This window comes from Bradyrhizobium sp. NBAIM03 (assembly GCF_020194055.1).
In the GTDB taxonomy this organism is placed as follows: Bacteria; Pseudomonadota; Alphaproteobacteria; order Rhizobiales; family Xanthobacteraceae; genus Bradyrhizobium; species Bradyrhizobium yuanmingense.
The window spans coordinates 70975-84322 of sequence record NZ_JADYVS010000029.1; the positions used below are offsets into that span (position 1 = coordinate 70975).

14 protein-coding genes are annotated in these 13348 nt (G+C 66.9%); 6 read left to right on the plus strand and 8 right to left on the minus strand.

Features of this window, described 5'->3' with window-relative positions; genetic code table 11:
- Positions 1–11: 11 nt before the first annotated feature.
- The 6 genes from lpxK to I6F21_RS31460 all read right to left on the minus strand — a co-directional run bounded on the left by lpxK (position 12) and on the right by I6F21_RS31460 (position 5546).
- Entirely contained in the window at positions 12–1028 is a 1017-nt protein-coding gene (gene lpxK, locus I6F21_RS31435) for a tetraacyldisaccharide 4'-kinase (RefSeq protein WP_225140494.1), read from the minus strand.
- Positions 1021–2367 (minus strand): 3-deoxy-D-manno-octulosonic acid transferase, encoded by a 1347-nt coding sequence (locus tag I6F21_RS31440; RefSeq protein WP_225140495.1) that lies wholly within the window; start codon positions 2365–2367, stop codon positions 1021–1023. Before I6F21_RS31440 ends, lpxK begins: the two co-directional genes overlap by 8 nt.
- Positions 2330–3049, minus strand: coding sequence for a lysophospholipid acyltransferase family protein (locus I6F21_RS31445; protein ID WP_036039958.1), 720 nt, complete (start codon positions 3047–3049; stop codon positions 2330–2332). The genes I6F21_RS31440 and I6F21_RS31445 overlap by 38 nt, the downstream gene beginning before the upstream one ends.
- Entirely contained in the window at positions 3046–3288 is a 243-nt protein-coding gene (locus tag I6F21_RS31450; protein ID WP_036039955.1) for a DUF4170 domain-containing protein, read from the minus strand. Before I6F21_RS31450 ends, I6F21_RS31445 begins: the two co-directional genes overlap by 4 nt.
- 61 nt (positions 3289–3349) lie before the next feature.
- Entirely contained in the window at positions 3350–4168 is an 819-nt protein-coding gene (locus I6F21_RS31455) for a 3'(2'),5'-bisphosphate nucleotidase CysQ (protein WP_036009209.1), read from the minus strand.
- Entirely contained in the window at positions 4155–5546 is a 1392-nt protein-coding gene (locus I6F21_RS31460; RefSeq protein ID WP_036027073.1) for a TldD/PmbA family protein, read from the minus strand. Before I6F21_RS31460 ends, I6F21_RS31455 begins: the two co-directional genes overlap by 14 nt.
- A gap of 264 nt (positions 5547–5810) precedes the next feature.
- On the opposite strand from I6F21_RS31460, the gene I6F21_RS31465 reads away from it, so the two are divergent.
- Positions 5811–6329 carry a DUF6101 family protein gene (locus I6F21_RS31465; RefSeq protein WP_225113345.1) on the plus strand — a complete coding sequence of 173 codons (519 nt, stop codon included), beginning with the start codon at positions 5811–5813 and terminating at the stop codon, positions 6327–6329.
- A gap of 109 nt (positions 6330–6438) precedes the next feature.
- Here the strand turns inward: I6F21_RS31465 and ubiA are convergent, their stop codons facing one another.
- Both ubiA and I6F21_RS31475 read right to left on the minus strand, forming a co-directional pair.
- Positions 6439–7371 (minus strand): 4-hydroxybenzoate octaprenyltransferase, encoded by a 933-nt coding sequence (gene ubiA / locus I6F21_RS31470; protein ID WP_036027071.1) that lies wholly within the window; start codon positions 7369–7371, stop codon positions 6439–6441.
- Complete coding sequence (locus I6F21_RS31475) at positions 7368–8030, minus strand: hypothetical protein (RefSeq protein WP_225140496.1); 663 nt, start codon at positions 8028–8030, stop codon at positions 7368–7370. Before I6F21_RS31475 ends, ubiA begins: the two co-directional genes overlap by 4 nt.
- 208 nt (positions 8031–8238) lie before the next feature.
- Here I6F21_RS31475 and I6F21_RS31480 point away from each other — a divergent pair, with 208 nt between their 5' ends.
- The 5 genes from I6F21_RS31480 to I6F21_RS31500 all read left to right on the plus strand — a co-directional run bounded on the left by I6F21_RS31480 (position 8239) and on the right by I6F21_RS31500 (position 13224).
- Positions 8239–8994, plus strand: coding sequence for a 16S rRNA (uracil(1498)-N(3))-methyltransferase (locus I6F21_RS31480; RefSeq protein WP_109145349.1), 756 nt, complete (start codon positions 8239–8241; stop codon positions 8992–8994).
- A 131-nt stretch (positions 8995–9125) separates the two neighbouring features.
- The gene (locus tag I6F21_RS31485; RefSeq protein WP_109145350.1) at positions 9126–10277 is read left to right on the plus strand and encodes an ATP phosphoribosyltransferase regulatory subunit; all 1152 of its coding nucleotides are present in this window, start codon (positions 9126–9128) and stop codon (positions 10275–10277) included.
- A gap of 3 nt (positions 10278–10280) precedes the next feature.
- Complete coding sequence (gene hisG, locus I6F21_RS31490; RefSeq protein WP_036014272.1) at positions 10281–11258, plus strand: ATP phosphoribosyltransferase; 978 nt, start codon at positions 10281–10283, stop codon at positions 11256–11258.
- A gap of 86 nt (positions 11259–11344) precedes the next feature.
- Entirely contained in the window at positions 11345–12382 is a 1038-nt protein-coding gene (locus tag I6F21_RS31495) for a glycosyltransferase family 2 protein (protein WP_036014274.1), read from the plus strand.
- Positions 12379–13224, plus strand: a complete 846-nt coding sequence (locus I6F21_RS31500) for a ChbG/HpnK family deacetylase (protein ID WP_225140497.1) — start codon at positions 12379–12381, stop codon at positions 13222–13224. The genes I6F21_RS31495 and I6F21_RS31500 overlap by 4 nt, the downstream gene beginning before the upstream one ends.
- Positions 13225–13348 lie beyond the last annotated feature (124 nt).

A 13348-nucleotide genomic window follows, 5' to 3' on the forward strand; every position in this document is an offset into this window, starting at 1 on the left:
ACGTTGCGCGATCAGCGCGCACTGAACCTTCGCTCGCGCGCTCTGTATAGATGATCGCTGATCAATTGCCGCAGCTTCGCCAAGTCATCGAACTCGAGCTGAACGGCGAACGGCACGATGCCGTCAGGCACGCCTGCGCGGCCGCGCAAGCGTGCAAGATCCTTTTCCGTCGTCACCAGCGTGAGCTGCTCGCGCTGCGCCTCCGCTGCGAGCGCTGCGATCTCGCCGTCCGAAAACATGTGGTGGTCGGCGAAGGCGCGGGTGCGCGCGACGTCGATCCCGCTCGCACGCAGGGTACGGAAGAAACGCTCGGGATCGCCGATGCCGGCGAAGGCGAACACCCGCGTGCCGAGCAGCTGCGCGAGCGAGGCCGCATCCGGCTTCAGGCGCGCACGCAGCTCGGGCTTGTTCCGCTTGGCGATCTCCGCCGCGACATCGTTGGCGGCATTGCCGTCGCCGATCAGCACCAGCGCATCGGTGCGCGCGAGCTGCACCGCGAGCGGTGCGCGCAGAGGCCCTGCGGGAAACACCGCGCCGTTGCCAAGGCCGCGCTCGCCGTCGATCACGATCAGCGAGGCGTCCTTGAACAGGCGCGAATTCTGGAAGCCGTCATCCATCAGGATCACGGTGGCGCCTTGCGATTTCGCCAGCGCGACGCCGTCGAGGCGGTCGCGCGCGACCACGACCGGGACGTCGCGCGCCATCATCATGGGTTCGTCGCCGACGTCGGACGCATCGTGACGCTCGCGGTCGACCATCACCGGCCCCTTCAGGCGCCCGCCATAGCCGCGGCTGAGCACGACCGGCGTCTCGCCGAGCTCGCGCAAGAGCTTGGTCAAGGCCAGCACCGTCGGCGTCTTGCCGGCACCGCCGACATGATAGTTGCCGACACAGATCACGGGGATGCCGGCGTCCACGCCCTGGCGCAGCATGCGCCGTGCAGTGATCGCGCCGTAAAGCGCACCGAGCGGCCATAGCGCGTACGATTGAAGGGAGCGTGGCCGGTACCAAAAGGCCGGCTCACGCATTGGCGGCCCCCATCTCGATCCGCAACTGCAGCAGATAGGGCTCGAGCGCGGTCATGGTGCGATCGAGCGCACCGCCAAGCTGCTCGACCACGCCCGTGCCTGCGCGCTGCATCTTGTCGCGCATGGTGGGATCGGCCAGCAACTGGCCGAGCTGCTTGACGAGCGCCTCCTGCGTGTCGGCTTGCCGCGCCCCGCCGCTGGTATCGAGCGCTTCATAGACGTCGGCGAAGTTGAACACGTGCGGACCGTGGACGATCGCGGCGCCCAGCTTGATCGCCTCGATCGGGTTCTGCCCGCCATGGTGGATCAGCGATCCGCCCATGAACACAATTCCCGAGAGCCGATAGAACAGGCCGAGCTCGCCCATGGTGTCGGCGACATAGACGTCGGTCGTCGCGGTCGGCAGCTCCTCGCGCGAGCGCAAGCTGGGCTTCAGGCCCGACGCCGTGACGAGGCCTGCGATCGATGAGCCGCGATCCGGGTGCCGCGGCACGATCACGGTGAGAAGCTGCGGGAAGAAGCCGACCAGGCTGCGATGCGCCGCGACCAACATCTCGTCCTCGCCCGGATGGGTCGAGGCCGCGACGATGATCGGACGCCCGCGCGTCATCGCCATCAGCCGTTCGAGCTTGGCGGGGTCGGCCGGCGGCGCGGGCACGTCGAGCTTGAGATTGCCCGTCGTCGCGACGTCGCGGCCGCCGAGCGCGGCAAAGCGCTCGGCATCTTTCTTCGACTGCGCAAGACAGATGTCGAACCGCGACAGCAGCGCCGAGATGGTGCCGTGCATGCGGCGCCAGCGCGGGAAGGAACGCGGCGACATCCGCCCGTTGATCAGCACCATCGGCACCCGGCGCGCCGCGCCGGCGAGGATCAGGTTCGGCCACAAATCGGATTCAATGAACAGCGCCAGCGACGGCTTCCAATGATCGAGGAAGCGCGCAACATAGCGCGGCGAGTCATACGGCACGTATTGATGGATGACGTCGGGGGGAAAGCGTTTTGCGACGACCGCGGCCGAGGTGACCGTGCCCGAGGTGAGCAGGATGCGCAGATTGAGATCGCGCAGGCGCTCGATCAGGGCGGCCGCCGCCAGGACCTCGCCAACGCTGGCACCATGAATCCAGACCAACGGGCCGTGCGGCCGCACGTCGGCGGACAGGCCGCGCCGCTCGCCGACGCGGGCGGGATCCTCCTTGCCCTGCTTCAGCCGCCGCTTGATCAGCGCAGGCGCGAGTGGCACCAGGCCGGCGGCCAGGCGCCGATACATCCGCAGCGTGATCGGCAGCGCAATGGGCAGCGACTTAGGCATCTTCCGGTCCCGGACGGCCGAGCTGCGCATAGGCGCGACGGGTCGCCTCGTTCAACGTGTCTTCCAGCTCCTGCCGCAACGTCTCCATCATGGCGGCGTCGGCATCTGCGGGAACGTGGATTTCCTTGATGCCGACCAAAGCGCCCCGCCCGAATGGCAAATTGATGGTGGTGCGATCCCAGTTCTTGAGCCGGACGAAGCGGCTGGTCGCCATCGCGAAAGGCATGATCGGCCGTCCCGATTCCCGTGCCAGCATGATAATGCCGAGCCCGACCACGCGCGAGCGCTTGGGGACATCGGCGGTCAACGCGACATTACAACCGGCCTGGAGCGTCCGCACCATTTCCTTGAAGGCGCCGACGCCACCTTTGCGGTGGAACGCGCCGCCATGGTCGCCGGAACCGCGGATCGTACCGATCCCGAGCCGCTCGGCGGCGATCGCATTGAACTCGCCGTCGCGGTGCCGGGAGATCAGCACCTTGGCCCGATAGGAGGCCTTGTTCTGGTTCTTGATGAAGGGCGTCAGGAAATGCTGGCCGTGCCAGAACGCGAAGATCGCAGGGAGCTGCGGCTCGACGCGCTCGTAGACGTCGGGCGGATCGAAGGTGAAGGTGTTGGTCCGCCAGACCAGACGCAGATATTCGGCCGCCAGGACCCCGACGGCACGCTGAAACCAGCTGCTTCGCAGCGTATTGCGAAGCAGTTTCTTCAACGCGCCGGTTCTTGATTCGGATCGAGCAGCCGATGCAGGTGGACGATGAAGTAGCGCATCTGCGCGTTGTCGACCGTGCTCTGCGCCTTGGCCCGCCAGGCGGCGTGGGCGCTGGCATAGTTCGGATATAGGCCGACGATGTCGACCTCGTCCAGATTCTTGAAGGTGTTGTGCTCGAGATCGACGAGCTCGCCGCCGATGACGAGGTGGAGCAGTTGTTGCGGGGCGCTATCTGGCATGAGTTCTGTTCCTAAGGGGCTGCCCGGCAAAGCAGTGTTCGAGAAGCACCACGAATGCGCCTTAGGCTATCGGACGGTTGCGAAAATGCGCGACAATGCCCGCATGACGTTCGCGTCCCGCTGCCACCAGCACCCCGTGCGCCACTTCCCGGCGGTTATAGAGGATGGGTTCTCCGGAGAGGTCGCTCATCCTACCATCCGCTTCCTGCACGATCAAATCGGCCGCCGCAAGATCCCAATCATGGCTGTTGCCGCCCGCAAATGCCGCATCCAGCGCGCCATCGGCGACCCGGCACAGCCGCAGCGCCAGCGAGCCGATCCGCCGGTGCAGCTTGATCTCGCCGAGTGACGGCTTCAGCCGCTCGACCAGCGGCTTCGGGCCGGCGACGCGGGCGAAGTCGAGTTCGGATCCGCCTGTCGCGCGCACCGGCTTGTCGTTGAGCGTCGTGCCCTTGCCGCGCACCGCGAAGAAGAATTCGTCGCTGGCCGGGGCGAATACGGCGGCGAGCACCGGCGAAGCGTCCGCCACCAGTGCGACGCTGACGCACCATTCGTCATGGCCGCCGAGATAATTGCGCGTGCCGTCGATGGGATCGACGATCCAGGTCAGCCGCCGCGACAGCCGCGCCGCATCGTCGGCGCTCTCCTCGGACAGCCAGCCATATTCGGGCGTTGCAGCACGCAGGCGCGATTCGAGCAGATCGTTGACGGCGATGTCGGCCTCCGACACCGGCGAGGACGCGCCCTTGGTCCACTTCCTCAGCTCGGTGCGGAACATCGACTGCGCCAGCGCGCCCGCCTCCCGCACCGTGTCCTTCAGCAGCGCCGCGTCGCGGGTCAGGAGGGTGTGGTCGAGAGAATGCGCGTCAGCGTCCGCCAAGCGTCAAACCCTCGATGCGCACCGTCGGCGCATTGATGCCGTAGCGGAATTCGAGATTGTTCGCAGGCTGCATCGACCTGAAGATCTCGAACAGATGGCCGGCGATCGTCACCTCGCTGACGGGATAGGTGATCTCGCCGTTCTCGATCCAGAAGCCGGAGGCGCCGCGGCTGTAATCGCCGGTGACGCCGTTGACGCCGGAGCCGATCAGGTCGGTGACGTAGAAGCCCTGCTTGATGTCGGCGATCAGCTCGGCCGGCGTTGCAGAGCCGGGCTCGAGATGCAGATTGTACGGCCCCGGCGAAGGCGAGGAGGACACGCCGCGATGGGCGTGACCGGTGGTGGTGAGGCCGAGCTCGCGCGCGGTGGCACAGTCGAGCAGCCAAGTCGTCAACACGCCGTCGTCGACCAGCGCGGTCCGCTTCACCGCGACGCCTTCGGCATCGAAGGTCTGCGAGCGCAGCCCGCGCTTGCGCAGGGGATCGTCGATGATGCGGATGTTCTTCGCAAACAGCTGCTGGCCGAGCTTGTCCTTCAGGAAGCTGGTCTTGCGCGCGATCGAGGCGCCGTTGATGGCGCCGACGAGATGGCCGACCAGGGAGCCGGCGACGCGCGGATCGAACACCACCGGGACCTTGCAGGTCTCGACCTTGCGCGGATTGTAGCGCGCCACGGTGCGCTCGCCGGCGGAGCGGCCGACGACCTCCGGCGACAGCAGATCGGCGCCATGCGGCGCCGAGGTGAAGTCGTAGTCGCGCTCCATGCCGGTGCCTTCGCCCGATATGGCGGTGGCGGAGATGCCCTGGCTGGAGCGCAGATAGGAGCCGTGGAAGCCGGTCGAGGTGACGAGCACCATGCCGCCGATGCCGGATGAGGCCGAGGCGCCGCCGGACTTGGTCACGCCCTTGACGCCGAGCGCGGCAGCTTCGGCCGCGAGCGCGCGGCGCTCGAGCTCGGTCGTCGTGGGCACGGCGGGATCGAGTAGGTCGAGATCGGGAAAGTCGCGCGCGAGCAGCGCGGGATCGGCAAGGCCGACATATTTGTCGTCGGGCGCGACGCGCGCCATCGCAACCGCACGCTCGGCGAGCTTGGTGACGGCATCGCCGCTGACGTCGTTGGTGGAGACCACCGCCTGACGCTGACCGACCAGCACGCGCAGACCGACATCGTCGCCCTCGGACCGCTCGGATTCCTCGACGCGTCCGTCGCGGACCTCGACGCCCTGCGAGACACCGCGCACCGCGACCGCGTCGGCCGCATCCGCGCCGGCGCGCTTGGCCGCCTCGACCAGCCGCTGCGCGAGATCGGAGAGCGCGGACTGATCGAACAGGTCGCGATTGGCGGAAGGCGAAAGCGTCGGGCTTGGTGAAGAGTTCACGAACGAAATCCTGTTGGGGCGGGGTTCGGGACCGGAACCCACAGATGTGCCCTGATAGCGCGGACTTCAAGCATTTTCAGCCCGCCAAAAGCTCAGATTCGCGACGTCGGCGCAACGTCTCGTCAATCATGCACGCCAAGGTCTTGTCAATCATGAGGAGCGAGTGACGGTGGGTTAACCAGCCTTTTTAAGCGGTTTCGGACCGCCCGGCGCTAAGGTCCTCGCATCGACCGGGAACATAATCCTGGCGGGGAGAACGAAGCCGTGAGGCGTCAAACAGCAACATGCGGGGCCCACCCCGCCGGGTCGAGCCGCTCCCTGCGGCTCGACCCTCTTTCCCTTCCGGTCCGCTTCGATGCGCATGATCCGCGCGCCGACGGACATGTCAGGCAGATCGAGCTTCATCGCGAGCGTGTCGTGCTGCGCCGTGCCGTGCGCGGCATGCAGATGGCGATCAACGTGCGCGTCGCCGACTTCACCGGCGTTGCGCTCCGCGGCAATGACGAGACGCAGACGCTCGTCCTCGTGCATCGCGATCCTTCGCTGTCCATCCCGCTACTGATCAGCGCGGACGCGGACGAGATCGCGCAGGCCTGGGCGATCTGGAGCGAGATCTTTGCGCTGCCGCAGCTCGACGAAGGCGCGCGCAAACCCGCACCGCGCCGCCGCCGCGCCAATGCGATCCGCGCCCGCCGTCCGAAATTCTTGATGCGCCGGCGCACCGCAATGGCGCGCGAGCTGCCGGTTCATCAGGGCGAGCGCGAGATCATCGCGAGGAATTGACGGTGCCGTAGGGTGGGTTAGCCCGAAGGGCGTAACCCACCTCTTTGCTTTTCGCGCGGATAGAAGTTGGTGGATTACGCTTCGCTAATCCACCCTACGCATTTTCGCGTCACGCCGCTCGCATCATCGCGTCCGCGAGCAATCCCGCAAACAGCAACAGGCCCGCATGCTTGTTCGACTTGAACAGGCGAAGGCAGAGCGCGCCATCGGCGATATTCAGCCGCACGATCTGCCACACCAGATGCGCGGCGAAGGCGGCAAGCCCAAGCCAGGCCGGCCAGCGCGCTTCGCCAGATGCCAGCGCGACGCCGATCAGCATCACCGCGAGCCCGTAGAACAGGACCAGCGCCTGGCGCGTATGCGCGCCGAACAGGCGCGCGGTCGACTTGATGCCGATCAACGCGTCGTCCTCAGTGTCCTGATGCGCGTAGATGGTGTCATAGCCGATCACCCAGGAGATCGCGCCGGCATAGAGCACGAGCGCGGTGGCGTCGATGCGGCCGAAGGTGACGGCAAACCCCATCAACGCGCCCCAGGAGAAGGCGAGCCCGAGCACGATCTGCGGCCACCAGGTGATGCGCTTCATAAAGGGATAGATCGCGACGATCAGGAGTGAGGCGATGCCCGTTGCAATCGCGAAGCGGTTGAACTGCAGCAGCACCGCAAGACCGACCAGCGCCTGCGCGACCATGAAGACCAGCGCCTGCCTGGTGGTCACCTGCCCCGACGGCAGCGGCCGCGAGCGCGTGCGCTCGACCTTGCCGTCGAGGTCGCGATCGGTGATGTCGTTCCAGGTGCAGCCGGCCCCGCGCATGACGAAAGCGCCGATGAAGAACAGCACGATGGTGAGCGGCAGGCCGCGAACGTCATGCGCCATGCCGGCGGCCAGCGCCGCCGACCACCAGCATGGCATCAGGAGAAGCCAGGAGCCGATCGGGCGATCGAAGCGGGACAGGCGCAGGTAAGGCCGCGCCCAATGCGGCGCGAGCGTATCGACCCAGTTGCCGGTGGAATCGGCAACGCGGGCGGATGTATCGCTCATCGGGTCAGGACGTTGCCGTTGAGCGTATCGAAGGTGCTGCCACCCTTCCTGCCGGCATTGGCCTCGGGCGCCGAGCCCGAGCCCAGCACCTCGCTCAGCGACGGTCCGGCGGGCCCGCGCGGCTGGTTCTGCATCTGTTGCGCGACGTTGCAGACCTTCGTCGCCATGGCCTCGGTGTTCTTGTGACCTTCCTTCAGCTGCGCACCGATCTGGGGCGGGATTCCGCATTTGGCGGCATTGGTCTCGATGTACTTGATCATCTTGACTTCAGCCTGGCTGAAATTGCGGATCAGCTTGCAGGCCTCGTCCGGCTGCGCGCGACGATCGCTCGCGGCCTTGATCAGCTTGCCGCGCTTCTCGGCTTCCTCGCGCAGCGGAATGAATGCCTTCATGCAGTCCTCGCCGGGACCGGCCTGCGTCGGGGGAGCCGCGCTGAAGGCGCCAGCGCCACCGATCGGGGCAGCACCGTTCACGGGAAAGGACGATTGCGGCGCCGCACCGAGCGAAGCAGCGGGTGCCGAACCGTTAACCGGAGGAAATGGGGAATTGGCGGCAGGCTGGTTGGGCAGCGGCGCCGGGAACGCGCTTTGGGCAGTCGCGCCCGCAGCACCCATGGCCACCATGGCGGCAGTGATCGGAACCATCAAATGGCGGATCATCAAGACAGTCTCTCCGGCAGGAGCTTACGGGTTCAGGGCTTCCCAATTGAAGCGCGACCAGCGTGTTCGCGTTTTTACGATTCCCGCCGGCGCTTAACAACCCGTGGAATAGGGCGAGAGCGCGGCGCTGGGACGCACCAGTTCGGCAATATTTACCCCCGAAATGGCGCCTTTCGGTTAAGAACGGCCGGTAATCGGATCCCAAGCGATGCCTTCCCACGATTTTCGCGCCCCCCGCCTGTTCGTCGATGCCACCCTGGCCCAGGACGCCAGGGTGCCGCTCGACCGCGACCAGAGCAACTATCTCGGCAATGTGCTGCGGCTGGCGGCCGGGGCCGAGGTCCTGGCCTTCAACGGCAGGGATGGCGAGTGGCAGGCCGCCATCGAGGGCCGCAAGCGGCCGGACGGCCTCGTGATCCTGCAGCAGACCCGGCCCCAGGACCATCTCGCCGACCTCACTTACGTCTTTGCCCCGCTCAAACATGCCCGGCTGGACTACATGGTGCAGAAGGCCATCGAGATGGGCGCCGCCGCCCTGCAGCCGGTGCTGACCCGGTTCACCCAGGCGTCCCGGGTGAACACCGAGCGGATGCGCGCCAATGTGGTCGAGGCGGCCGAACAATGCGGCATCCTCAGCATCGCCAGCGTGGCCGAGCCGGTGCCGCTGGAGCGCTTCCTGAGCCAGCGGCCCGCCGACCGCCTGCTGATCTTCTGCGACGAGGCGGCGGAGGTCCAGAATCCCATTCAGAGCCTGCAAGGCGCGCGCGAGGTCGGACGCGGTATCGACGTGCTGATCGGCCCCGAGGGCGGTTTTGCCGAGGAAGAGCGGGCGCTGTTGCTGCGCCAGCCCAAAATCCTGCAGCTGGCGCTCGGCCCCCGCATCATGCGGGCGGACACCGCCGCCGTGGCCGCGCTGGCGCTGGTGCAAGCGGTGCTGGGGGATTGGCGCGGCAAAAGCGCCTGATCCTGCGCATTGCCCACCCGTTAAGCGATTGATCCTTTGGAGGTCGAAACCGCTGTCGGGCCATGCTAAGGGCTGCGCCAATTCGCCTCCCCTTGCCTAACCCGGTTCCGCCGGGACGATGGACCCGTGAGATGACCGCGACTGCCACCTCAAATGCTGCCGGCTCCGCCGCCTGGGCGGATACGCTGCTCTTGTCGTTTGCGCAGGCCGGCTACGTCAGGGCCGAGCCCGCCATCCTGCAGCCGGCCGAGCCGTTCCTGGACCTGTCCGGCGAGGACATCCGCAAGAGCCTGTACCTGACCACCGACCTCTCCGGCGAGGAGCTCTGCCTGCGCCCGGACCTGACCATTCCTGTCGCGCGCGACTATCTGGCCTCGGGGCGCGCCGGCCAGCCGGCGGGGTTCAGCTATCTCGGTCCGGTGTTCCGCTACCGTAGCGGCCAGGCCCGTGAATTCCTCCAGGCCGGTATCGAATCGTTCGCCCGTCAGGACCGCGCCGCGGCCGATGCCGAGATGCTGGCGCTGGGGCTGGAGGCGACGGCCGCCTTCGGCGTCCGCGACGTCGAGATCCGCACCGGCGATGTCGCCTTGTTCAATGCGCTGCTCGACGCCCTCAATCTCTATCCGGTCTGGCGGCGCCGCCTGGTCAAGGATTTCAACCGCAAGATCAGCCTGGAGCAGGATCTGGAGCGGCTGGCGGCCGCGACCACCGCGACGCGCAGCGAGTATGAGGGCGTGCTGGCGGCCCTTGCCGGCTCCGACCGCAAGGCGGCGCTCGCCTTCGTCACCGATCTGATGTCGATCGCCGGCACCACCAATGTCGGCGGCCGCACCACGGCAGAGATCGCCGATCGCTTCCTTGAGCAATCGACGCTGAAGGGCGGCGCGCTGCCGCGCGAGGCGATCGCCGTGCTCAAGCGCTTCCTGTCGATTTCGGGCAATCCAGACGACGCCATCGCCGAGCTGCGCGCACTCACGACGGACGCGAAGCTCGATCTCGCATCTGCGATCGATCAGTTCGAGAGCCGGGTCGGCTTCATGGCCGCGCGCGGCATCAACGTGAGGCAGATTCGTTTCTCGACCGCGTTCGGGCGCGGGCTCGATTATTACACCGGCTTCGAGTTCGAGCTGCATCACAGCGGCAACGGCACCGAGCCGCTGGTCGCCGGCGGCCGCTACGACGGGCTGATGACCCAGCTCGGATCAGCTGAGCCGATTCCGGCGGTCGGCTTCTCGGTCTGGGTGGAGGCGCTGAACCGGATCGGCCGCAAGGTGGGAGCTTAAGTTATGAGCGCGCCATTCGTTCTGGCCGTTCCCTCCAAGGGCCGCCTGCAGGAGAACACTGAGGCCTTCTTTGCCCGTGCCGGCCTCAAACTGTCGAAGGCCGGCGGCGCCCGCGACTACCGCGGCACCATCGCAGGCCTCGACAATGTCGAGGTCGCCTATCTCTCGGCGAGCGAGATCGCCGCGCAATTGTCGCGCGGCTTCGCGCATCTCGGCGTCACCGGCGAAGACCTGGTGCGCGAGAACATCGCCGATGCCGACAAGCGCGTGTCGCTGATCGACGGGCTCGGCTTCGGCTATGCCGACGTCGTCGTCGCGGTGCCGCAGGCCTGGATCGACGTCCGCACCATGGCCGACCTTGACGACGTCACCACCGGCTTCCGCGAGCAGCATCACATGCGGATGCGGGTCGCGACCAAATTCGTCAACCTCACCCGCGGCTTCTTCCAGGCTCACGGCATCAGCGATTACCGCATCGTCGAAAGCGCGGGCGCCACCGAAGGCGCGCCGGCGGCCGGCAGCGCCGAGCTGATCGTCGATATCACCACGACCGGCGCGACGCTCGCCGCCAACGGCCTGCGCGTGCTCGACGACGGCGTGATCCTGCGCAGCCAGGCCAATCTGGTGGCCGCCAAGGAGGCCGACTGGTCGCCGCAGGCGCGCGAGACGGCGCGTGTCATCCTCGATCACATCGCAGCACGGGCGCGGGCCAACAAGTACCGCGAAGTCCGCACCCGCTTCCGCCAATGCGATGCCGCCCTGCTCGGGGAAGCCCACAGCCGGTTCGGCGTGGAGGCCCCGTTCGGCGGTCCGACCTCGTCAGGCATGCTGACCCTGCACTGCCCACCGGGGCAGCTCTACGCGCTGGCGAGCTTCCTGCGCGAGCATGGCGCCGAGACCGTCTCGGTGGTGTCGCTCGACTACGTGTTCGACCGCGAGAATCCGCTGTTCGCCAGGCTGGAGGCGTTCCTGCGGCGGTGAGCCCAAGGTTTGTTCAGCTTTGCGACAGCAAACGGCAGCTACCATATGCGGTTGAGAAGACCTAAACACCTCTGGAACCTTGATCGATGACGCTGGGCTCTGACGTATCCGGCATGACGACCACCGCAGCCAGCGCAGCCGCGAAGGGGCTGTCGATCGTCATCCCCGTCTACAACGAGGCGGCTGGCCTTGCCGGCCTGCATCAGCGCATCTGCGAGCTCGCCAAGACCCTGCGGCAGCGCTATCGCCTGTCCTGCGAAGTCGTCTATGTCGACGACGGCAGCAAGGATGCGACGCTGTCGATCGCGCGGTCATTGCCGGCCGACGCTATCGACGTCCAGGTGGTGTCGCTGTCGCGCAATTTCGGCAAGGAGGCCGCGCTGATGGCGGGGCTCGACCATGCCCGCCTCGGCGCGGTGATGTTCATGGACGGCGACGGCCAGCATCCGCCGGCGCTGGTGGAACAGCTGGTGCGGCACTGGATCGATGACGGCTATGACGTCGTCTATACCGCCAAGGCGCATCGCGACAACGAGTCCTTCCTGCGCCGGGTCGCGGTGCACGGCTTCTACGCGCTGATCAATTGGGGCGCCCGTCAGAAGATTCCGGAGGACGCCGGCGATTTCCGCCTGCTGTCGCCGCGCGCGGTCGCGGCGCTGAGGCAGCTGCCGGAACGCAACCGCTTCTTCAAGGGCCTCGCCAGCTGGATCGGTTTCCGCCAGATCCGCGTCGACTACGAGCCCGCAGCGCGTGCCCATGGCGTCACCACTTTCAACGCCGCGAGCCTGCTTGGCCTGTCGATCGAGGGCCTGACGTCCTTTTCAGTGGCGCCCTTGCGCTTCGCCAGCCTGCTCGGCGTCATTCTCGCAGGAGGCGCCTTCCTGTTCGGCCTTTCGATCCTCTGGGAGGTGTTCACGACCGGCAAGCAGGTGCCCGGCTATCCTTCGCTCGTGATCGGACTGATGACGATCGGCGGCGTGCAGCTCATCATGATCGGCATCGTCGGCGAATATATCGGCAAGATCCTTTCCGAGCTGAAGGCGCGCCCGATCTACTTCGTCGCCGAGCACAGCGAGAAGCATTCCGAAGCCGATGATGCCGCGAGCAGGACGGCAGCCGAATGAGCGTGGCCGCGAGCCCGCGGCGGATCTGGCTCTGCGCCGACGATTACGGCATCAGCCCGGGCGTCAACCGCGCCATCCGCGACCTGATCGAACGCGGCCGCCTCAATGCCACCTCGGTGATGATGGTGGGACCCGCGGTCGCGCGCGGCGACGTCGAGGCGCTGCAGGCTTCGGCAACGCAAAGCCCGCGCTGCGCGATCGGGCTGCATGTGACGCTGTCGGCGCCGTTCCGGCCGCTCACCATGCATTTCCGCCCCTTGGACGGCGACATGTTCTTCGCCTTTCCCAAGCTGCTGCGCGCCGGACTGATGCGCCGGCTCGACCGTGAATTCATCCGCAACGAGGTGAAGGCACAGCTGGCCGCCTTCATGGACGCGTTCGGACGCACCCCCGACTTCGTCGACGGTCACCAGCATGTGCAGCTCTTCCCGCAGGTGCGCGACGGTTTTGTCGATGCGGTCAGCGAAGTCGCGCCGAACGCCTGGGTGCGCCAAGGCGGCCGCGACCTGCCGCTGCGGCAGCGGCTGGCCTCCCCCAAGGCCATGGTGCTCGATATCCTCAGCGCGCAATTCCGCCGCCGCGCCGGCAGCGCCGGCCTCAGCTTCAACCCCGGCTTCGCCGGCGCCTATGATTTCACGCGCGCCGCCGATTTCGGCGCGCTGATGCGGCAATTCCTGGAAGGTCTCCCCGACGGCGGCCTCGTGATGTGCCATCCCGGCTTTGTCGATGATGTCCTCACCGGCCTCGACCCCATGACCGACGTCCGCGAGCGCGAGCACGCCTATCTCGCGGGCGATGCCTTCGCGCGCCTGCTGGCCGACAGCAACGTGACACTGCAGTGAACGGCGAAAAGCGGCCCAGAGGCAGCTTGTCGCATACCGAAATTTAATCCGGCCGGCACTGTTGGGGCCATAATGGAACCCTACATCTCCTCTCGCGCTTGGTTTGGCGCGAAGGAGACAGATC

Excerpts from the sequence above, each read along its gene's own strand:
- lpxK (WP_225140494.1), bottom strand. The coding sequence starts at position 1,028 with ATGCGTGAGCCGGCCTTTTGGTACCGGCCACGCTCCCTTCAATCGTAC.
- I6F21_RS31440 (WP_225140495.1), bottom strand. The coding sequence starts at position 2,367 with ATGCGCAGCTCGGCCGTCCGGGACCGGAAGATGCCTAAGTCGCTGCCC.
- I6F21_RS31450 (WP_036039955.1), bottom strand. The coding sequence starts at position 3,288 with ATGCCAGATAGCGCCCCGCAACAACTGCTCCACCTCGTCATCGGCGGC.
- ubiA (WP_036027071.1), bottom strand. The coding sequence starts at position 7,371 with ATGAGCGATACATCCGCCCGCGTTGCCGATTCCACCGGCAACTGGGTC.
- I6F21_RS31475 (WP_225140496.1), bottom strand. The coding sequence starts at position 8,030 with ATGATCCGCCATTTGATGGTTCCGATCACTGCCGCCATGGTGGCCATG.
- I6F21_RS31480 (WP_109145349.1), top strand. The coding sequence starts at position 8,239 with ATGCCTTCCCACGATTTTCGCGCCCCCCGCCTGTTCGTCGATGCCACC.
- I6F21_RS31485 (WP_109145350.1), top strand. The coding sequence starts at position 9,126 with ATGACCGCGACTGCCACCTCAAATGCTGCCGGCTCCGCCGCCTGGGCG.
- hisG (WP_036014272.1), top strand. The coding sequence starts at position 10,281 with ATGAGCGCGCCATTCGTTCTGGCCGTTCCCTCCAAGGGCCGCCTGCAG.
- I6F21_RS31495 (WP_036014274.1), top strand. The coding sequence starts at position 11,345 with ATGACGCTGGGCTCTGACGTATCCGGCATGACGACCACCGCAGCCAGC.
- I6F21_RS31500 (WP_225140497.1), top strand. The coding sequence starts at position 12,379 with ATGAGCGTGGCCGCGAGCCCGCGGCGGATCTGGCTCTGCGCCGACGAT.